This is a genomic window from Mycobacterium sp. 1164966.3 (assembly GCF_001665395.1).
Taxonomy (GTDB): domain Bacteria; phylum Actinomycetota; class Actinomycetes; order Mycobacteriales; family Mycobacteriaceae; genus Mycobacterium.
In genome coordinates, this window is sequence record NZ_LZSG01000023.1 from 26,662 (window position 1) to 46,080 (window position 19,419).

General features: G+C 64.6%; 20 protein-coding genes. 5 read left to right on the plus strand and 15 right to left on the minus strand.

Annotated elements, in window-relative coordinates:
• Positions 1 to 189: 189 nt before the first annotated feature.
• Complete coding sequence (locus A9W99_RS08175) at positions 190 to 1,179, plus strand: alpha/beta fold hydrolase (protein ID WP_067375733.1); 990 nt, start codon at positions 190 to 192, stop codon at positions 1,177 to 1,179.
• A gap of 8 nt (positions 1,180 to 1,187) precedes the next feature.
• Here the strand turns inward: A9W99_RS08175 and A9W99_RS08180 are convergent, their stop codons facing one another.
• The 5 genes from A9W99_RS08180 to A9W99_RS08200 all read right to left on the minus strand — a co-directional run bounded on the left by A9W99_RS08180 (position 1,188) and on the right by A9W99_RS08200 (position 6,703).
• Complete coding sequence (locus A9W99_RS08180; RefSeq protein WP_067375625.1) at positions 1,188 to 2,300, minus strand: ABC transporter substrate-binding protein; 1,113 nt, start codon at positions 2,298 to 2,300, stop codon at positions 1,188 to 1,190.
• 47 nt (positions 2,301 to 2,347) lie between these two features.
• Complete coding sequence (locus A9W99_RS08185) at positions 2,348 to 3,535, minus strand: cytochrome P450 (RefSeq protein ID WP_067375627.1); 1,188 nt, start codon at positions 3,533 to 3,535, stop codon at positions 2,348 to 2,350.
• Positions 3,532 to 4,566 (minus strand): LLM class flavin-dependent oxidoreductase, encoded by a 1,035-nt coding sequence (locus tag A9W99_RS08190; RefSeq protein WP_067375629.1) that lies wholly within the window; start codon positions 4,564 to 4,566, stop codon positions 3,532 to 3,534. Before A9W99_RS08190 ends, A9W99_RS08185 begins: the two co-directional genes overlap by 4 nt.
• Before the next feature lie 61 nt (positions 4,567 to 4,627).
• A complete protein-coding gene (locus A9W99_RS08195) occupies positions 4,628 to 5,716 on the minus strand; it encodes a dihydrodipicolinate reductase (protein WP_067375630.1) in 1,089 nt (362 codons plus the stop codon).
• A 12-nt stretch (positions 5,717 to 5,728) separates the two neighbouring features.
• Complete coding sequence (locus tag A9W99_RS08200; protein WP_067375632.1) at positions 5,729 to 6,703, minus strand: LLM class flavin-dependent oxidoreductase; 975 nt, start codon at positions 6,701 to 6,703, stop codon at positions 5,729 to 5,731.
• A gap of 138 nt (positions 6,704 to 6,841) precedes the next feature.
• Between A9W99_RS08200 and A9W99_RS08205 the strand changes: the two genes are divergently transcribed.
• The gene (locus tag A9W99_RS08205) at positions 6,842 to 7,936 is read left to right on the plus strand and encodes a dihydrodipicolinate reductase (protein WP_067375634.1); all 1,095 of its coding nucleotides are present in this window, start codon (positions 6,842 to 6,844) and stop codon (positions 7,934 to 7,936) included.
• A gap of 77 nt (positions 7,937 to 8,013) precedes the next feature.
• Positions 8,014 to 9,186, plus strand: coding sequence for a MalY/PatB family protein (locus tag A9W99_RS08210; RefSeq protein WP_067375737.1), 1,173 nt, complete (start codon positions 8,014 to 8,016; stop codon positions 9,184 to 9,186).
• 24 nt (positions 9,187 to 9,210) lie between these two features.
• Here the strand turns inward: A9W99_RS08210 and A9W99_RS08215 are convergent, their stop codons facing one another.
• From A9W99_RS08215 to A9W99_RS08240, 6 genes are all read right to left on the minus strand, one after another.
• A complete protein-coding gene (locus tag A9W99_RS08215) occupies positions 9,211 to 9,690 on the minus strand; it encodes a hypothetical protein (RefSeq protein ID WP_067375636.1) in 480 nt (159 codons plus the stop codon).
• Between the two features lie 6 nt (positions 9,691 to 9,696).
• A complete protein-coding gene (locus tag A9W99_RS08220; protein WP_067375739.1) occupies positions 9,697 to 10,494 on the minus strand; it encodes an SDR family oxidoreductase in 798 nt (265 codons plus the stop codon).
• 39 nt (positions 10,495 to 10,533) lie between these two features.
• Positions 10,534 to 11,427 carry a hypothetical protein gene (locus tag A9W99_RS08225; RefSeq protein WP_067375638.1) on the minus strand — a complete coding sequence of 298 codons (894 nt, stop codon included), beginning with the start codon at positions 11,425 to 11,427 and terminating at the stop codon, positions 10,534 to 10,536.
• A gap of 8 nt (positions 11,428 to 11,435) precedes the next feature.
• On the minus strand, positions 11,436 to 12,194 hold the full coding sequence (locus A9W99_RS08230) for an SDR family oxidoreductase (RefSeq protein WP_172828836.1): 759 nt from the start codon (positions 12,192 to 12,194) through the stop codon (positions 11,436 to 11,438).
• A 75-nt stretch (positions 12,195 to 12,269) separates the two neighbouring features.
• The gene (locus A9W99_RS08235) at positions 12,270 to 13,172 is read right to left on the minus strand and encodes an NAD(P)-dependent oxidoreductase (RefSeq protein WP_067375641.1); all 903 of its coding nucleotides are present in this window, start codon (positions 13,170 to 13,172) and stop codon (positions 12,270 to 12,272) included.
• A gap of 56 nt (positions 13,173 to 13,228) precedes the next feature.
• The gene (locus A9W99_RS08240) at positions 13,229 to 13,897 is read right to left on the minus strand and encodes a hypothetical protein (protein ID WP_067375643.1); all 669 of its coding nucleotides are present in this window, start codon (positions 13,895 to 13,897) and stop codon (positions 13,229 to 13,231) included.
• Positions 13,898 to 14,124: 227 nt separating this feature from the next.
• On the opposite strand from A9W99_RS08240, the gene A9W99_RS08245 reads away from it, so the two are divergent.
• Entirely contained in the window at positions 14,125 to 14,853 is a 729-nt protein-coding gene (locus A9W99_RS08245) for a DUF2652 domain-containing protein (RefSeq protein WP_067375645.1), read from the plus strand.
• Positions 14,854 to 14,874: 21 nt separating this feature from the next.
• Here the strand turns inward: A9W99_RS08245 and A9W99_RS08250 are convergent, their stop codons facing one another.
• The 3 genes from A9W99_RS08250 to A9W99_RS08260 form a co-directional block, all read right to left on the minus strand.
• Entirely contained in the window at positions 14,875 to 16,068 is a 1,194-nt protein-coding gene (locus A9W99_RS08250) for an acyl-CoA dehydrogenase family protein (protein ID WP_067375647.1), read from the minus strand.
• Between the two features lie 29 nt (positions 16,069 to 16,097).
• Positions 16,098 to 16,868: an SDR family NAD(P)-dependent oxidoreductase gene (locus A9W99_RS08255; RefSeq protein ID WP_067375650.1), complete on the minus strand. Its 771-nt coding sequence runs from the start codon at positions 16,866 to 16,868 to the stop codon at positions 16,098 to 16,100.
• Positions 16,869 to 16,974: 106 nt separating this feature from the next.
• Positions 16,975 to 17,469 carry a hypothetical protein gene (locus A9W99_RS08260; protein ID WP_067375652.1) on the minus strand — a complete coding sequence of 165 codons (495 nt, stop codon included), beginning with the start codon at positions 17,467 to 17,469 and terminating at the stop codon, positions 16,975 to 16,977.
• Positions 17,470 to 17,624: 155 nt separating this feature from the next.
• Between A9W99_RS08260 and A9W99_RS08265 the strand changes: the two genes are divergently transcribed.
• A complete protein-coding gene (locus tag A9W99_RS08265) occupies positions 17,625 to 18,407 on the plus strand; it encodes an SDR family oxidoreductase (RefSeq protein WP_067375653.1) in 783 nt (260 codons plus the stop codon).
• A gap of 76 nt (positions 18,408 to 18,483) precedes the next feature.
• Here A9W99_RS08265 and A9W99_RS08270 read toward each other — a convergent pair whose 3' ends face one another.
• Entirely contained in the window at positions 18,484 to 19,335 is an 852-nt protein-coding gene (locus A9W99_RS08270) for a hypothetical protein (protein WP_067375655.1), read from the minus strand.
• Positions 19,336 to 19,419: the final 84 nt, after the last annotated feature.

Sequence of the window (19,419 nt, forward strand, 5' to 3'; positions counted from 1 at the left end):
CAGGGCAATTCGATCCTGGCTGTCGCTACGATGCGGACAAAACGACACTCGTCTCTCGGCCGTGACTCGTGTGGCAGGTCTTGCTATGGCTCGGCACGTGAGAGGCAGACGAGTGGTGTGTCGCGGGACTTGCATCCGCCCCACCCGATGAATCGTGACATCGGCGCGCACCTCTGCGATGCTGACAGCTTGGACATCTTCACTGAATGGCAGCGTGACAGTGCACAACTTCGGTGGCGGTCTACGACGCCGGCCAACGACGGACGAGAGCTCGCGATATTCAGCCGCCGATGCGGCACCCGGGGTGCGCCGGCGCTGGTGCTCGTGCACGGCTTCCCGACGTCGAGCATTGACTATTACGCACTGACCAAAGAGCTGGGTGCCGAGTTCGACATCTTCACGCTGGATTTCCCGGGCCACGGATTGTCCGACAAGCCACCCGAGCCGTACGTCTACTCGCTGTATGACGATGCCCGTCTGCTCGTCCACGCGATCACACAGGTGTGGCAGCTGACCGAGTACCGAATGCTCACCCACGACCGCGGTAGCAGTGTCGGCATGATTGCGCTGGACATGTTGTGCGCCCAGGGACCGCCGGCCGCACCCGTCGACGTCATCATCACGAACGCCAACATCTATCTCCCGCTGTCGAATCTCACAGTGTTCCAGACCATGCTGCTCGACCCGGCGACCGCCCGAAGTACTGCTGCGGCAACGACTCCGGACGCTCTGGCGGCCGGTCTCGGGATGACCACCTTCATGCCCCGCCGGACGCCGGACGACCCGGAGATCGCCGCATTGGCGAAAAGCTTTGCGCACAACGACGGGATCCGGGTGCTGCCCGACATCATCCAATACCTCAACGAGCGCGCTGCCGACGAAACCAGTTGGCTCGAAGCGCTTTCCAAGCTCTCTGTCAATACCACGGTGGTATGGGGCATACACGACAACGTCTCGCCGCTGAGAGTCCCGAACTATGTGTGGCATACCTACCTGAAGGACAAACCCGGCCGCAACCGCTATTGGGTGCTGCCGACAGCCGATCACTATTTACAATGCGACGCTCCCAGGCAATTGGCCGACATCGTGCGGCTGACGGCTAAGGGTGAGGACATTCCGCTGCAGACCCTCGGGAACCGGCCCGAAGGCGCCCTACTGGTCGATTTCAGCGCGCCATAGGCGAGCAGCTACTCCTCGCCGAAGCGGTCGACAAGATGGGAGGTGACGCCGTCGGCGTCAAGCCGACGTGCCACCAGGTAACCCGCGCCCATCCACGCTCGTCGGGTCCAGTTGCCGAACGACACCCGCGTTCCGGGCGCCCCGGATGCGGCCGGCATCATCTTCACCCGTTCGAGCGCCTCCTTGACCCCACGCGGACTCAACGGGTGCGCATCTGACAGCGCCCGCAACAAGGTGCACGCAACATCGCGATTGACCACGGGCACACACCATTCCGGTCGCCGGCCATACACCTGGTGGTACTCGTCGAGGAACTTTTGTCCGACAGTGTTGCCCTCGTCGTACTGGTCCACCCCGACCCAGCCCATGAACGCGTTCCACATCACCGGGTTGAGCCAAGCGTTCTGGAAGGCGGTGCCGCAGAACCGTGGCGGGTCCCACCCCAGCTCCTGTAGAGCGGGATTGATGAACACGATGCCGAAACCGAAACCGCAATGCACCAATGCCTGTGCCTTGGCATCGTGAAGGGACTGCACGGCCGCCGTCACATCTTGGGCCGTCTGCGGGATCGCTGCCTCCGCGACGATACGAATCCCCTTGCGCCTACTGGCTTCCCGGAAGTTCTTCAGATAGGTCTCCCCGACCAAAGACTGCTCGACGAGCACGCCCACCTCCGAGTGCCCGCCCTTAGCCAGCAGGTCCGACCAGAAGATCGGCTCGTCCGTATGTGAACCCATCGGAAAAGAGAAGAACCATTCGCCGAGCGCGACGTCGGATCCCGTCACGCTGATGCAAGGAACCTTGAAACGCTCCGCGATCGCTTCCCGGGTAGGGATCGCGTTGTCACCGATATTCGGGCCGAACACGGCCAGGCACCCCTCGTCGCAGAGTTCGCCGTAGGCATCGATCACCGCCTTCACCGATCCCTTGGGCAGGCCCTCGACCTCGCGGTAGATGATCTCGATCGGCCGATCGATCAGCCCGCGATCGATCGCTTGCTTGAACACAAGATCGAACGGTTGAGTCAGGTCTTCGAAGTAACTCTTCGGGAAGAACTCGGGCAGCCGAAAGTCCATCAGATACCCGATTTTGATTGGCTGAGCAGTACTTTCGTACGACAAGGTGTCTGTCTCCTTGGGAACGGCGACGCAACCAAACGTTTGTTCTGTTAGCCAGTGAACACCGGCAGCTTCGACCAGCCCCGCACACTGGACGTATGGGCCTTACTGGCGTTGGCGTAGTCGACTTCCCAGTCGGGCCAGCGTTTGATGACCTCTTCCAGCACCACCCGCGCCTGCATACGCGCCAATGCTGAGCCCAGACAGAAGTGCAGCCCATGCCCGAAGCTCAGATGCGGTGCGCCGCGGTGGATGTCGAACTTGTCGGGGTCGGGAAATTTGCGCTCGTCGCGGTTGGCTGATCCGTTGATCAGCAACATGATCGAACCTTCCGGGACCGTCGTGCCACGGCATTCGATGTCGCGAGCGACATGGCGCGCCTGCACGGGCGACGGCGCCTCGTAGCGCAGCACCTCCTCGATCGCCATCGGAATCAGGGCCTGATTAGCGACGATCTCGCGACGCTGATCGGGATGCTCGGCCAGCAGTTGCCCCATGAAGCCGATCAGTCGCGTCGTGGTCTCGTTACCGGCCCCGGCGATCATGCTCGTATACAGCAAAACCTCCGACCGGCTCAGCCGCCGAGTCCCGTCGTCGTCCTCGATCTCGGCGTTCAGCAGCTGAGTCATCAGGTCATCGGAGGGATGGTCGACCCGCCAATCGATGTACTCGGCGAACATCTCGTGACTGTGCTCCAGGAAGTCCTTCGGGACGGCCCGAAAAGTCCCCTCGGACAAGGTGATCTGACGGCCACCACGATCACGGATCGCTTCCTGATTCTGTTCGGGGATGCCGAGCAGGTAGCCGATGGTGCGCATCGGGACCATCGCGCCGATGTTCTCGATGAAGTCGAACCGGCCTGAGCCCACCAACGGGTCGAGCGCACGCACACAGAAATCACGCGTCAGCGGCTCGATCGCCTCCATCCGGCGCGGCGTGAAAACCCTTGACAGGACCCGGCGATGCATATCATGAATCGGCGGGTCCTCGAAAAGGATGACGCCGGGCGGCAAGTCGATACCGCTCATGATGATGTCCATGGTGGTACCCCGGCCCGAGCGGTAGACCTCCCAATTCGTCAGCTCGTGCGACACGTCCTCATACCGGCTCATCGCGTAGAAGTTGTACTTGTCGTTGTGGTACAGCGGCGCTTCGTCACGAAGCCGCTTCCAGATCGGGTACGGATCGTCGTCGATGCCGAAATCGAAAGGGTCGTAATAAAGTTCAGTGGTGGTCATGGCTTCGTCCCAGTCTCCGACAACAACGCGTTGAACGCGTCGTCCGTTGGTGGTTGCGAGCGGGCGGCCTCGGGCAACACGACCTCACCAACGCGTTTGAGATAGGGCCAGGCGATTTCCGGTGGCAAGCCACCACACAACGGCGACAGCGTCAGCATCTTGCCGGCGCGAACACGCGAGATCGCTTCCGACGTCGAGATGATTACGTGCGACGACGATGCTTCCCGCAGCTCGTCGACGCTGGCCACGTGGGAGAACCCGGCCGACGTCTCGTTGCCCGGATTCCATTCGGCATAGGCGCGCGCGTCGTGCAGCAGATACTCGCCTAGCTCCGACCACGCCTGGTCCACGTCGTCGGCGACGAAGGTGGCCGAAGGCGTGTTGCGGTCGGGAAAGAATGCCGCGCCCGGCTGATAGCCGTGCTTGCGGCAGGACTCCTCGTAGGCTTCCCGCATACCCGGGATATTCGCGTTGGCCAACATCCCCAGGCCGTACCGGCCCGCCCTTCGAGCCGCTGCCAGGCTGCCACCGCCCCACATCAGCCCCGGCCCACCGGGAGTGAGCGGCAGCGGTGTCACCATGATCTGTCGTCCGTCTTCAACGACGGTTTCGCCCGCGAGCAGCCGGCGCAGCAGGCCGAGCTTCTGGTCGGCTAGGCGCCCACGGTCACTCAGCGACAGGCCGAAGATGTCGTACTCCTCGGGTCGATACCCCAGGGCCAGGATGTACGACGCCCGCCCGCCGCTGAGGATGTCGAGGATGGACATGTCCTCGGCGAGGCGTACCGGGTCGTAGAACGGCAGAATCAGGATCAGGCTCAGCGCCAACCGCTGCGTACGGGACGCGATCGCCGAAGCCAATAACAACGGAGCAGGCAAGTAGCCGTCGTCGGATCCGTGGTGCTCGCACAACACAGCTGCCAGGCCACCATGATCCTCGGCCCATGCGCACATCTCGGGAACCGCCGCATACAACGCGGCCGGCGGCGCCCCCGACGCGGGGGCTCGCATGTCGAAGCGCATTATGTACAACTGAACTCCCTAGCCAACCTAATATTTGTCTCAGTACGCTACGTCCCATTCAAGATCGCAGTCAACGATCAAAGACGTGCCGCGGCAGCGTCGTCGGGATATTCAGCGAGCTGAGCAGCCCGGGAGCCGCGCCGACGACGTACGGGATCGCGTTGACCACCCGCATCGCCGTGGACGTCATCGCCGCATGTCCGGCACCGTGACCCACTGCCTCGCCCAGGGTCATCACACAGTGGATGTCGGGATCGCCTTCGATGTCGACCCGATAGGTCGCGTCGGCGTCCGAGGTCGGCCAGGCCGGTGCGACGTCGCGGGCCATCCGGATGACGTGCTCGATCACGATGGCCTCGCGGCCGTTGACCACGCCGGCGGCCCGGGTGCGCACCGCACCGCAGGTGCCTGCCTCAACGGTGCCGAATGCGACCTCGATGTCCCGATCGGTCAGCTCCCGGTCGAAGGAACTCTGCACTCGCTCCACCTCGACATCGAGGCCCCTGGCGATCAGGTATATCGGTGCCTTCCAGGCCATCTCGATAAAACCGGGAGTCTTCATCATGGGTTCGAAATCCAGTGGGCGACCGAACCCCATACCGTTCATCATCACGTCGGCCACCGGGTAGTGGTCGTTGAGGGCGATCTCGCTGGCCGTGATGCTGCGGATGTGCTTCGACTGGGTCGCCATCAGCAGCGCGAGTTGATCGGAGGCGAAACCGGGAAAGATGCCCGAGCCGTAGAACGATGCTCCTCCGGCCTGGGCTGCCGCCTCGAGCTGGTTGCGCCAGTCGGGCGCGAAATACGACGGCGGGTACACCAGGCTCGTCGACGTCGTCGACACGACGTTGATGCCCGCCTGCAACAGCCGGATGTAGTCAGGCACTGCGGCCCCGTCGCGCTCGGGACCGCTGGCGGCGTAGACCACACAGTCGGGCGCCAGGGCGATCAGCGCGTTGGCGTCATTGGTGGCGCGCAGCCCGATCGGTTGGCCGCAGGTCAGCTCGCCGGCGTCCTTGCCGACCTTGTCAGGCGAATGCACCCATACGCCAACGAGTTCCAGATCCGGTCGGCGGCCAATGGCGTCGATCGCGATCGATCCGACTCCCCCGGTGGACCACACCACGGTACGCAGCGGCTTCTCCGGGTTCGAAGGCACAATCAACACTCCTTATTCGTGGGCTCGGGCTGCGGCGTCCACGGCACGTTGCAGGTATGGCCACGCTGTGTCGGGTGGAAGTCCGCCGCACAGCGGATGCAGCGGCAGCGGTTTGCCGCTCCGCACGTAATCGGTCGCCTCGTCGAAGGTCAGGATGCGGTATGGGCCGTTCTCCGCGCGTAGTGCGGCCACGGTCTCGGCCCGCGTGATGCTAGCGACCGAGTCGTCGTGCGGCCTGTACGAAGCCGCCGTCATTGCGTCGTGCAGCAGGTGCGGCCCCAACAGCTGCCATGCCTCGTCGACGTCGTCGGATACGAAAACTGTTGTCGGAGCGCCCTTCCCGGGGAACTGAATGACACCGGGCTCATGCCCGTGCGCGCGGCACCGCGCTTCGTAGTACTCCTTCAAACCGGGCAGGTCGGTCTGCGAGACGAACCCGAGTCCGAAGGTGCCGGCGCGGCGAGCCGCGGCCTTGCTGCCACCGGCGATCAGGATCAGCGGCCCATTGGGCGACGCGCACGCTGGGGTGACGCGGACCCGTCGGCCCCGAAGCTGGACGGACTCACCGCGCAGTAACGGGCCCAGCACCGCCAGGATCTCGCCGGCCACCCGACCGCGGGTGGCCATGTCGATGCCGAAGTGGTCATACTCCTCGGCCCGATGACCCACCCCGAACACATAGGACACTCGGCCCCGGCTGATCAGGTCCAGCACACTCATCTCTTCGCAAAGCCGCACCGGGTCCCACAACGGAATCGGCACCGCGGCCAGCAGTATCGCCAAGCTTCGCGTCCTGGCCGCGATCGCTGAGGCCAGCGTCAGCGGCGCCGGTAGATGGCTGTCATCGGTGCCGTGGTGCTCGGACAGGATGGCCAGGACGGCACCGCGTGTCTCCGCCCAGCTGCACATGGCGATGGCCGCGGCGTAGAGATCCGCGACGGGCCCGGCCCAGTCGGGAGCACGCATGTCGAACCTGAGCGTGAACATACCCAGGCAGAGTAACCTAACGTTTGTTCTGCGTATGGTTGACTCGCGGGTCGGCCGCAGTAGACGGCCCGAGCTGCGCGTCGCAAGTATCGGGTTGGCCACTGCCGCTTCGCTTTTCGAGATCTGAGGAGGAGCACCATGGCATACCGAGTGGTGGTGTGGGCGACGGGCGGCATCGGATCGATCGCCATCAGCACCATCCAACGGCGTCGCGACCTGGAACTTGTGGGGGTGTGGGTACACGCGCAGGACAAGGTCGGAAAGGATGCCGGTGAATTGGCCAACGGCGAGCCGATCGGTCTGGCCGCCACCAATGACGCCGACGCGCTCATCGCCCTGAAGCCAGACTGCGTGGTCTATGCGGCCAGCGGCCCCGAACGTGACGCGCTGGCCATCCCCGACTACGTCAAGCTGCTCGAAGCCGGGATCAACGTCGTCACCACCAGCACCACCCGCCTGGTCAACCCGCACGCCTACCAACCGGCCGAGTGGCGCGACCAGTTGGCCGCCGCGGCCAAGCAGGGTCAGGTGTCGTTGTATGCGTCGGGAATCGAACCGGGCTTCGCCGCCGACTACCTGCCGCTGGTGCTGTCCACGCAGTCGTCGACGATCGAAAAGATCCACGCATTCGAGATCGGCCTGTACGACGACTACGGGGTCCCCGACATCATGAGCGACGCGTTGGGATTTGGCCGGCCGCTGGATTACCAGCCATGGATCGGCTTTCCGGGAGCGATTGCCGGCGAGTGGCAGGGGCAGATCCGGTTGATCGCCGACGCGCTCGGCGTCGAGGTGTCCGAAGTGCGTGAGGGATTCGATCGCGCCGTCACCAACCGGACGCTGGAAGTCGCGATGGGCACTGTCGAGGCCGGGACTTGCGGCGCCCTGCGTATGCAGGCGATCGGGGTGGTCGACGGCCGCGACGCCATCGTCATCGAACACGTCACCCGGCTCGCGCACGACGTCGCCCCCGACTGGCCCACTGGGATCGGCGATCTGTCGTATCGCATCGTGATCAGTGGTGATCCCGACATCGACTGCACGCTGGCCGCCACGCTCAAGGATCCACGCCGGGCCGGTATCCCGGGGATGAGCTCGGGAGCCGGCGCCATGGTCGCGACCGCGATGCGCGTCGTCAACGCCGTGCCCTATGTCGTCGACGCACCACCCGGGCTGCTCAGTTCGGTGGATCTGCCCCTGACGATTCCGAAAGGCGCGTTCGTCGGCGGTTAAAGTGGTTGCTCGTGAGTCCCGGAGCGGTTAATCCTTTCGAGGAGCTTTCGGTCGAGCAACTGCGCAAGCGCAGCAGCATGAAGTGGCGCGCGTGCGCACCCGATGTGTTGCCGTTGTGGGTCGCCGAGATGGACGTCCGCCTCGCGCCGACGGTGGCCTACGTGCTTCATCGCGCGGTCGATATCGGCGATACCGGGTACCCGTACGGAAGAGGCTATGCCGTAGCCGTGAGCGAATTCGCTTCTGAGCGCTGGGGATGGCACGATCTGGCGGTCAGCCGCACGGCGATCGTTCCCGACGTGATGCTCGGTGTGGTCGAGATGCTGCGGCTGGTCACCGAACGCGGTGACGCGGTGATCGTGAATCCGCCTGTGTATCCACCGTTTTACGCGTTCGTCTCGCATGACGGTCGACGGGTGGTCGAGGCGCCGCTGGGTAGCGACGGCCGAATTGACCTGGCGGCGTTGGAGGAAACATTCTCGCGTGTCCGTCGCTCTAGCGGGCCGGCTGCGAAAGTGGCTTATTTGTTGTGTAATCCGCACAATCCGACCGGGTCGGTGCACACCGGCGAGGAGCTGAGTGCTGTTGCCGAATTGGCCGGCCGATTCGGTGTCCAGGTGGTGTCGGACGAAATTCACGCTCCGCTTGTGCTGTCCGGTGCGCGGTTCACACCGTATCTGACTGTCCCCGGCACGGAGAACGCCCTGGCCCTGATATCCGCTTCCAAGGCATGGAATCTGTGCGGGCTGAAAGCAGCATTGGCCGTCGCCGGTCCGGAATCGGCGGCGGAGCTCAAGCGGATGCCCGAGGAAGTCAGCCACGGACCCAGCCACCTGGGTGTCATCGCGCATACCGAAGCGTTCCGTTCCGGCGGCGACTGGCTCGATGCGCTGCTGGGCGGTTTGGATACGAACCGAAAGTTGCTGGGCGAGTTGGTAGCCGAGCATCTTCCCGGCGTCCGCTATCACCGGCCAGAAGGCACATATCTGGCGTGGCTGGATTGTCGGCAACTGGGCTTCAGCGAACAGGCGGCCGAGGGCATCGCGGTGGTGTCCGATCTGTCCGGCCCGGCGCGCTGGTTTCTCGACCACGCTCGTGTCCTGCTGACGTCGGGCCACGCGTTCGGGACTGGCGGCGTAGGGCATGTCCGCATGAATATCGCTACGTCGCAAGCGATTCTGGTCGAGGCGGTGACGCGGATGGGCCGCGCGGTGCGAGAGCGTGTGGCGAGCCCACGCCAAATCGGCTAGATCGGCGCGGATTTGCGCCCATAGCTACTTGGGGAGTCGAACTCCGGCGGCGCGGTAGACGAAGACGGGGTCAAGCGGGAAGGCAAGCTCCTTGACGGGCAGTTGCCGCAGGACGTTGTCGTCGATGTGTTTCTTGTAGTTGAGCTCCATCGTGCCGCTGAAGGCCCGGTCCACCGCGGGCAAGTCGATCTTTATCGAGAGGCCCTTGTCGGTGATGGCCGCCCGCGCGGGGCCGGTTCTGCTGTCCCAGCCGCAATCGACACAGCGCATTGCCGGGTCGGCGCTCGTCGGAAACGTGGCGACGATCCGCGCAGTGCTGAACGCGAATGCGCCACGATAGCGGGCGACGCCGGACGCCGAATAGACGCCTGGGACATGACCGCTGAAGTGGCGGTTTACCCCGACCCTGCCGGACAGGTAGATGACGCCCTCGGCTTCGAGTTGTTCGCGCAGCTCTGCCGGCAGGCTCCCGAGCTGAGACCATTTTCGTAGCAAGCCGAACATGAGGTATCAGCGCTTGTCGGTCTGGCCGGCGGCGATCTGGTCGGCAGCCTTGGCGGCAATGTCGCCGGACAACCGCGAGGACAGCTCCGGAACATTAACGGCGAACTGAGCCAGCACCCGTTGCCGTATCGGCGCGACGGTCACCTCACCGCGATTGCGTTCGATCGCGGTGACGACGGCCGCTCCCACTTCCTCGGGTCTGCCGGTGCCGATGAAAGGTGGCGCACTGGCTCCCGAGTCGGCGAACATGCCGGCCCCGCTGATGGCTCCCGGGCTGACGACTGAGACGCCGACGCCGGTGGGCCGCAGGTCGTCGCGAAGGCACAGCGCGAAACCACGGATGCCGAATTTCGTTGCCGCATAGAGCGAAGCACGCGCCGTTGCCGCCCTGCCCGAGATCGACGAGATGTAGACGAGATGCCCGGACCCTCGCGCTGTGAACGATGGGATCAACCCTCGCGTCATCTGGACCGGTGCTTCCAGGTTGACCCGCAGCGCGCGATCGATCTGTTCAGGGGTGAAGCTGTCCAACTTGCCGGAGGCGGGCAGCGCCGCGTTGGCGACCATGACGTCGATCTCGCCTGCCTCGGCGAGCAGTGTCAACCCGGCTCCCGGCTCGGCGAGGTCAGACACGATCGTGCGGTGATCGCTGCCCGGCAACGCGGATGCCAGTTGATCAAGTTCCTGTGGCTTGCGCGAGCTGAGGATCAGGCGTGCGCCGCGGTCGGCGAGCGCGGCGGCGATCGCTCGCCCGAGGCCGCCGGTCGCGCCGGTAAGCAGGACGGTCTTGCCGCTGAGCTTCATTTGTGCCTCCTTGATGGTCGCGAGCAGACGCAAAATCGCCTAAATCGGGGCCGATTTGGGCGATTTTGCGTCTGCTCGCGCCAGCTGTGCCGAGCCCGCGGTGATGGGACGATCGTCGTTGCCCTCGTCGTGGATGAGCATGCGCACGCCGATGCACCCGTCGGCGCCGCGATACGCGGTCCCGTCGACGCGAAACGGGCCTACCTTGCCGCGCGCCATGAACATCACGTGCCAGCTCTGCACCTGCAGCTTCCTGGTACCCGCCTGCTCTGCCGCCAGGTCGATCGCGGCCGTCTCCAGCAACACGTGCTGCGGCCCGATGTGCAGCGCGGCATCGGGGGATGCCACCTCGAGGGTGAGCTCAGGCATCACCCAGTGCCCGTCGTCGCGCTTACATGCGCCGAACGCCTGCCACAGCGGCGGGAGGTCAGGGGAATCCTCGATGACCAGCTCGGTACCGCTGACGTCCATCTTCTCCAGACCGGGCGGCGGTTGACCGATGACCGCGCCCTGACCCTGAATGAAGGCGATCACCCGGTCGGTGTTGTTCGCGTCGACGATCAGGCACCGGCCATAGCCCATCGTCCTGCCCTGATGGATGTTGCCGGAACCCACCACGAGGACGGTGTCGACGTCGAACCCGGGATCCAGGATCTGTACCGAGGAGATCACCGGATTGGGCACCGCGACCATGTCGGTCTGGCATCCCTCAGGTGATGCAATTGCCAACGGGGCGACCATGATTCCGCCGGCATCGTTGCGCATGTCGCGCCTGATGCGAACGGTGTCGTCGACCTCGCCGATATTCATCGACGCATGATTGCGCCCGATATAGCGGTAGCTGAGCAGACCAGTCCACCGTCGCAGCAGCTCGTCCCGGTAAGCCTCGGTGTCGTCGATCAGCTCTCTGATGTCGCGTGGCCGCTCGGACATCGACTCTCCTAGGTGTCCAGAAGTCCCGCCGGAGTCGCCGAAGCACCCCTGGCGACCACGACCGGCATAGACGTCGCCGCGTCGGTGCGCAGAATCGTGTGCACCACTTCGACGAGATCTTCGACCGGCATCAGCTTTCCCGGCATGCAGCCGCGGGCCATCCACAGCGGGTGAGCTTTCATGGCGAGCTCGCGATCCCAGTCGAAACTCATGCCCGTCATCGAGTCGCCCTCACCGCCCGCGCACTCTCCGACGATGAGGTTGGTGAAGCCGATATTCGGGTGCTCGGCCCGCCACACCTCCACAAGCCTCTCCAGCGCCGCCTTGCTGACGCCATACGCGCCCAAGCCGGGCCATGGCGGCCCGTAGGTACCCGAATCGGACGACAGGTAGACCGCCTTGCCGCCGGAGGCTGACAGGTGCGGTACCGCCGCAGCCGTCACCAGCGATGCTCCGATGACATTGGTATCCAAGACTTTTCGCCACATGTCGGCATCGGTGTCGGCGACGCGCACCAACGGGCAAATCGCGGATGCATATACCAGGTTGTCGATGCCGCCAAGCGCGTCGGCAGCGGCATTGATCGCTGATCGGCACGAATCCTGTTCGGTAACATCGCATTCGATGGCGACCGCGCCTTCTCCGGCCTCCTGCGTGGCTGCCTCGAGCCGCTCGCGCCGACGTGCGAGCAGAGCCACATTGGCGCCGCGTTTGGCAAGGCCGACACCGATACAGCGCCCTAGCCCGCTCGACGCACCGATCACCACCGTTCTCGACATATCCGTCCTATCAATCGAATTCGACACGCTGAGCCCTGGGCCCAGCCCCTACCAACCGCTTGTTCATGCGCTGACCAGCTCAGGGTGATACTTGGCGACCATCCGGCGGATGCCGTCACGCCAGTCCACCTCGGTGTCGCCGACGAGCTCGCGCATCCGGGTCAGATCGACGGGCACTCCGCCCAGCGCCTGCGGGTCCTCTCGGAACGTCGGCTCGCGACCGATGAGCGAGCCAAGGTAGCTACACCACTCCTGGAGGCTGACGGTCGTGCTCCCGGCCCAGTTGACCGTGACCGCCGGGACCGACGCCGCTTCGAGCAGCTTCGGGATCGTTGCGATGATGTCGTCCTGGTGGATCGGGTTGTAGCGGGCCGGACCGCCGGGCGGCACCGGAATCGGGATACCGGCCAGCATCATCTCCATGTGGAAGTACGGCCACCCGCCGTTGTCGCCGTACGGCACGTTGAGCCGGGCGATGGTGGTAGGTACGCCGAGCACCCGTGCCGTCGAGCGGACCACGGCCTCCCCCGCGATCTTGGAGATGGAATAGGTGGGAAACACGACCTTGTGGTTGTCGCCCAGGGCGGCGTGCTCAGTCCGTGGCTCGTCGTCGGGAGGGTCATAGACCGCCGTCGACGAGCAGTAGAGGAAGCCTTTCGCGCCGCGGCAGTGGCTCATGAGCAAGCCGGCCGAATCCGCGTTGGCTGCCAGGTCCTTGCCCCAGTTTCCGCTTTTGGCCACCGCCAGGTCGAGGACGTAATCGAAGTCGTCCGGGAGCGCGGTGAAATCGCCGGCGGCCAGGTTGACCGCCTCGCAGTGCACACCCGCCTGCTCCAGATTTGCGCGCGCGGCGGCGTCGGTGAACCGGGCGATCCCCCACACCTCGTTGTCGGCGGCCAGCGCCCGGGCGATCGGCGCTGCGACCTGACCGCTCGGGCCGGTGATCAAGATCTTGTAGCCGCGCATGCGCTGATGGTATGCGTGCCGAGGTTTACATCTGCTCGCTGGTCCGTAATGGACCGCTATCCGCCGAGCTCGCCGGCAATCCCACGCTCGATTCTTGCTTGAGTCAAGGACGGCAACACGATCAGCCCATCGAGTTCTTTACGGGCCAGGTCGTAGGCACGTTGGCGCTCCTGCGCCGTCGCCGCATTGTCCGACACCACGCGCAGCAGACTCTGCGCACGCGCTATCCGCTGCTGCCCCTCCTCGGTAAAGTCATTGCGGCGCTGACGAATTGCCTCGGTCTCCGCAACGTTGAACGCGGTCACATACTCCTCGACCGCGGCGAAGTATTGGTCGGCAGCCTCGCGGTCGTCGAGAAGGTCTTCGGCTCGGGTCGGTCGCAGCATCTCCGCCCTGAGCTTGGCCTTGTGAAAGGCCGTCGTGAACGGGTTGCGCATGTCTGTCATGAGCGGGAAGTCCAGCAGCTTGGCCACGTCGAGTTCGTAATCCAGCCAGCGCGAATCAGTTCGCTTGTGCTCCTCGACGACGCGTTTGATCGCCGCCCACTGGGCGGCCGGGTTCCCGGTTCGTGCCTGCGGCGTGGGAACCCGTGTCTCGTCGCGGTCTGTCCCGCTGGTCTGCTGGCCTCTTCGGAAAGCAGTGAACGCCTTGTGCGCGGCGACAATCGCGCCGGCCAGCGGGAGGATGATCAGCAGAAGCTCCACCAGGCGGAACACCAAGCCCATAGAGCAAGGATGCCACCGTTGCAATGGGCGCTGGTCACATGCGCCACACCAGCCCCTGGCGGCGGCGGGCGCGTCTGTTCTGAAATCGGTATCACCCGCGCTATCGCTTTTCGGAACAGGACGGCCGAGCCTGCGGCGATGCTGGAGTGAAGCATGTGGCAATCGAACTGACTGCGTCCCCGCAATCGCCCGCTCAAGCGGCCCGACCTGGCTAGACTCCGGAAATCATGGCCATCCAGCGAGCCGTTCTGCTGATCGCGGACATCGGCGGATATACGAACTACATGCAGTGGAACAGGCTGCACCTGGCCCACGCTCAGCAGACGGTGGCCGACCTGCTGGAGTCGGTCATCGACGCCGGCAAAGGACTCAAGCTGGCGAAGCTGGAGGGTGACGCCGCATTCTTCTGGGCGCCGGGTGGTAACGCAAAAGTTCTGGTGTGCGAACGTCTTTCAGACATGCGCCGGTCGTTCCTGACGCGTCGGGAACGGATGCGGAAAGACATTGCCTGCGACTGCGCGAGCTGTGAGCAGTTAGACCGGCTGTCGCTGAAGTTCGTCGCGCACGAGGGCGAGGTGGCGCAGCAGAAAGTGAAGCGTCTCGTCGAACTGGCCGGCGTGGACGTCATCCTCGTGCACCGCATGCTCAAGAACGAGGTACCAGTCCCGGAATACGTCCTGATGACCGACGTCGTAGCGCAATGCCTGGACGAGCACATGCGTGGTCTTTGCCTGCCGCTGGTGCATCACTTCGAAGGCATCGGGGAAACATCCACGCACTACATCGACCTGGCCGCGTCTGAGATCGCACCCGCGGTGCCGGAGTCGGGCTTCGGCTCCAAGCTGGCGGCGAGGCTGAAGTTCGAATCCAGCGCGCTGCCGTACGCGCTGGGCCTCAAGAAGGCCTGCGCGGGCTTCCGTCATCTGGGTCGTGGCTCCAAGGAGGTCCCGGCCTAGGGCCCGCGAGCAGACGCAAAGCTAAAGCCCGAACTGGTCCTCAATGATTCCCAGCCAGACCTGTGCCACATCCATGGCGACCTTTTCGCTGATGAACGCGTGCTGGGTTCCGGTGTACATGTCGCGGAACGCGCGTTCGAGGCGGCTGCCCTCGCGAATGGAGCTGGTACCGGCGACGAGGTGGGCCCACTCCGCGCAGCCACGCGCCGTATCGGTGGCGTGGATGGCCGCGACGCGCATGTCCGCTCGCAGGGTCGGGGTCAGCTCCCCGCCCGCGGCCACCGCAGCCTCGGCAGTGCTGAAGGCGTCGATCACCAGAAGCCGGGCTGCCCGCCACGCAGCGAGGTGCTGGGCAAGCCCCTTCTGGAACGTCGGGCGACTGGCCAGCGCCGCCATGTCACTCATTCGGTACTTGGTCGCGGCCAGCTCGGACACGTCGTCGAGCATGCTCTTCGATACCCCGAGCGCCCAGGACGCATGACCGGCGGCCGTCACCGGCATCAGCCCCATGCGAGTGGCCGGCGACGTGCCGCGGTACGGCTCACGGGTGAACAGTGCGAACGTGCGGTTTTCCGGCACGAACACGTCTTGGACGCTGTAATCGTAGGAGCCAGTTCCCTTGAGCCCCTGCACATGCCAGCCGTCGTTGAACGAAACTTCGGCTCGCGGCAGCAGAGCCACCCGCATGTCGGGGACCCCTTCGCTGATCCACCGCATCTCGCCGTTGTCCATCGGGAAAAACCCGGCGGCAACGTACTGCGAATGGCCGATGCCCGAGCCGAAGCTCCACGATCCGCTCAGCCGATACCCGCCGTCGGCGGCGTGTCCCTGGCCGTTGGGGAAGAACTGGCCTCCCATCGTGACCCGGTTGTCGTGGGCGGTGAACACTTCCGCGAATGCGTCGTCGGGCAGATATGCGGCGGCCGCGAACGACGACGGCAGGTTCGCGATGCCAATCCACCCGAATGAGCCGTCCTGCCAAGCCATTTCGATCCATGTCTCGATCATCTCGGCGAACGATGGTTCGACGCCGCCCGCGGCGACCGGATTGAACGCCGACATCAGCCCACTGGCCCACATCTCGTCGACGATCGCGTCAGTCAGGGTGCGTATCCGCTCGGATTCGGCGGCCCCCGCGCGCACCACGTCTCGCATCCCTCGGGCCAGCGCGACGACCTGACCACTCACTGCGGCTGTCTCCGATATCGACGTCATTGCTGTTTCCTACCACTTCGCGATCGGTGTCAGCCGGGTAGGCCGAACAGCTGGACCACACCGTGATCGCGGCCGGCGGTGTAGCCGCCGTCGACGGCAATGGCCTGACCGGTGACGAAGGACGCGTCGGGAGACAACAGAAAGGCCGCCACGGCCGCGATCTCCTCGGGCTGACCCAGCCGTTGCAGGGCATGCTCCTTGGTGATCGAGGCCGCCGGACCTTCCATTCCCGGTATCCCGAAGACGCTGTCGGCCATCGGCGTTTTGATGAAGCCGGGGCAGATCGCGTTGGCCCGGATGCCGCTGGGCCCGTAGTCGAGCGCGATGTTCTTGGTCAACAGCACAACGCCGCCCTTGGCGGCGTTGTAGGAACTGCCGCCCGCCGTACCTTCGAGGCCCTCGATGCTGGCGAGGGTGACGATCGAGCCGCGCTCGCCGTCGATCCGGGGTTGCTCGATCATTCTGGCCAGGGCGGCCTTTGCGACCAGAAAGGTGGCGGTGAGGTTGATACCGATCACCCGCTCCCATTCGGCGCGTGGCAGTAAATGGACCGGGCCGCCGCCGGCGACACCGGCGGAGTGCACGACGCCGTCGAGGCGCCCCGGAACGGCGTCGAACACTTCGGTGACGGCCGCCTCGTCGGTGACGTCGGCTGTCACGAATGTGAATCCGCTGCCGAGGTCGGGAGGGGAGGCGAGGTCGGCCCCGACGACGGTGCCCCCGTCGGCCAACAGGCGCCGAGCCGTGGCCAACCCGATACCTGATGCAGCGCCGGTGACGACGTAGGTGCGGGTGTTCATGGGTCCTCTCTTGCGAAAGCCAGCGTTGATTCTGCGGCGACGGCGCGCCCTACTTGCACGATTACGCCATTGCCGCAGAGCCAATGCGCGGGTTTGCGGCCCGGTTTCAGAATGGTGTCACGTTCTGCGTGTCGACGGACATGCCATGGCCGGTACGGTCATTGGTGAACTTGGTGCCGTCCGGGCTGGCGACGATCGTCCAGCCCTGGGCGCTGTAGGTCTGATAGTCCATCGTGACTTTGCCCTCGAGCAGGCCGAGATCGGCATTGACCCAATGGAACTCGCCATCGGCGTTGATACTGGCGACGTGGTAGTGCTGCCCGTCGGGCATGGTGGGCCAGTTATTGGCGTTGGTTCGGCAGGCGACCACTTCAGCATTGATCGAACAGCTCGTCGAACCCGACTTCGTTTGCACACGCACGTAGCCTTGCTCGTTCGGCGGCAACGGGATTCCGGGCGAGGCCGGCGGCGTGGCGGTCGAGATGAGGTGGTATTTCGAGGACGTAGCCTCGGGGCCGGATCGCGTCGACAACGAAACACCGATTGCGAGCAGGGCTATGATCGATATTCCAAGCGGCGCAAGCCTTCTCAGCAGCACCATTGTTTCGTCACCTCATCCCGCCGGGATCGACAATGTTTGCTAACTGTACTCCGGCGCGGAGCGCGCTGGAATGACTTATCTGCTGGACGTACCCCCGAAATCCCGACGATCACCGGGCTGAGAACATAAGGCATTCCAACGAGCCGGAGGACGATATGACGGGACGATTGGCGGGCAAGGTCGCGCTGGTCAGCGGCGGCGCGCGCGGGATGGGCGCGTCGCACGTGCGGGCGATGGTGGACGAGGGCGCGAAGGTGGTGTTCGGCGACATCCTCGACCACGAGGGCGAGCTGGTAGCCAAGGAAGTCGGCGATTCCTGCCGATACGTCTCGCTTGACGTCACCAAGCCCGAGCAGTGGGAGGCTGCGGTAGCCACTGCCCTCGACGTATTCGGCGGGCTCGACATACTGGTCAACAACGCGGGGATCATCAACATCGGCACTATCGAGGACTACGAGCTTTCCGAATGGCAGCGGATCCTCGACATCAACCTGACCGGAGTGTTCCTTGGTATCCGCGCAGTCGCCAAGCCGATGAAGGAAGCCGGACGTGGTTCCATCATCAACATCTCGTCGATCGAAGGACTGGCCGGGACGATCGCGTGCCATGGTTACACCGCAACCAAATTCGGTGTCCGCGGCCTCACCAAGTCAGCCGCGCTGGAGTTGGGGCCGAGCGGAATCCGAGTGAACTCCATCCACCCCGGCCTCATCAAGACACCGATGACAGAATGGGTTCCCGAGGACATCTTCCAGACCGCCCTCGGCCGGATCGCCGAGCCGCGAGAGGTGTCCAACCTCGTCGTCTACCTCGCCAGCGACGAGTCCAGCTACTCTACCGGCTCAGAGTTCGTCGTCGACGGCGGTTGCGTGGCCGGGCTCGCTCACAAGGACTTCTCCGCGGTCGACACCGCGCAACAACCGGAGTGGGTCACCTAAGTTCGGCGAGCAGACGCAGAAGCCCCCGATTTCGTGCCGAAACGGGGGCTTCTGCGTCTTCTCGCCGGGTCTATAGCTAGCGTGCCGCGTGTTCGAGCGTCGCGTCAAAGCGTTTCTTGTCGACCTCGTCGACACAAAAACCTCGACTGGCGAGCCGTTGCCGAAAAAACGCCGCGCTCACGCCGTCGGGCAGCCTGGCACCGGTCTCGCGGGAGAACACGCGCGCCTGCGGCAGGATGACGTCGCGACCGCGCGCGGCAAACCGGATCGTGGTTCCGTCGGCGGTGACGGCCGAATACTCGTATTCGAGCAACTCGAACCAGCCACCCGGCGCCCGCACAGAAACCGACGAATCCGGTGCCACCCGAAACTCATGTCCCCGCTTGACGAACGGAACAAGATTGAACCAGATGAGCAAGAGGCCTGGCACGATGAGGACGAACAGAGCGTAGGCGTGAGTTTCTTCCAGATGCGCATCGTATGACCAACCGGTAACCATCTCGGCGGTCCAGCCTGCGACGAAAGCGCCCATGTCGCTGAGCACCTCGCGGATCGTCGCACGACCGGTGGACAGGTCGTACGCGATCGCGCCGGTCGCGCCGATTCCTCCAACGGTCAATGCAACGCCCAGCAGGACCAGTCCCCAGCTCGTACGTGACACGAATGCGCCGCGCACGTCCGCCGGTTCCGCAATGTCGACCTTCGGTCCCCCGAGCGGCTTGGCCATGCACCAGATGCTGACGGCGAGGGCGATGCCCAGCGCCAAGAATTCGACTGCACCGAACGAGGGGCGATCCGAATGAGCAATCGCCACGCCTATGAAGGTCAGCCAAGCAGTCCACCGCAGGGCCCGCTGCCAGCTCGCCAGGCGTCTTTCCGGGGTCGACTCATCCTCGTCGACCCCGTCATCCTCCACTTGGTGACCCATCCCGGGATCGTAACGTCCGCGCCGCGCGAGCAGACGCAAAAGGTCACGAGTACCTGCCGAAACGCGGCCTCCGCAAGCAAGTGA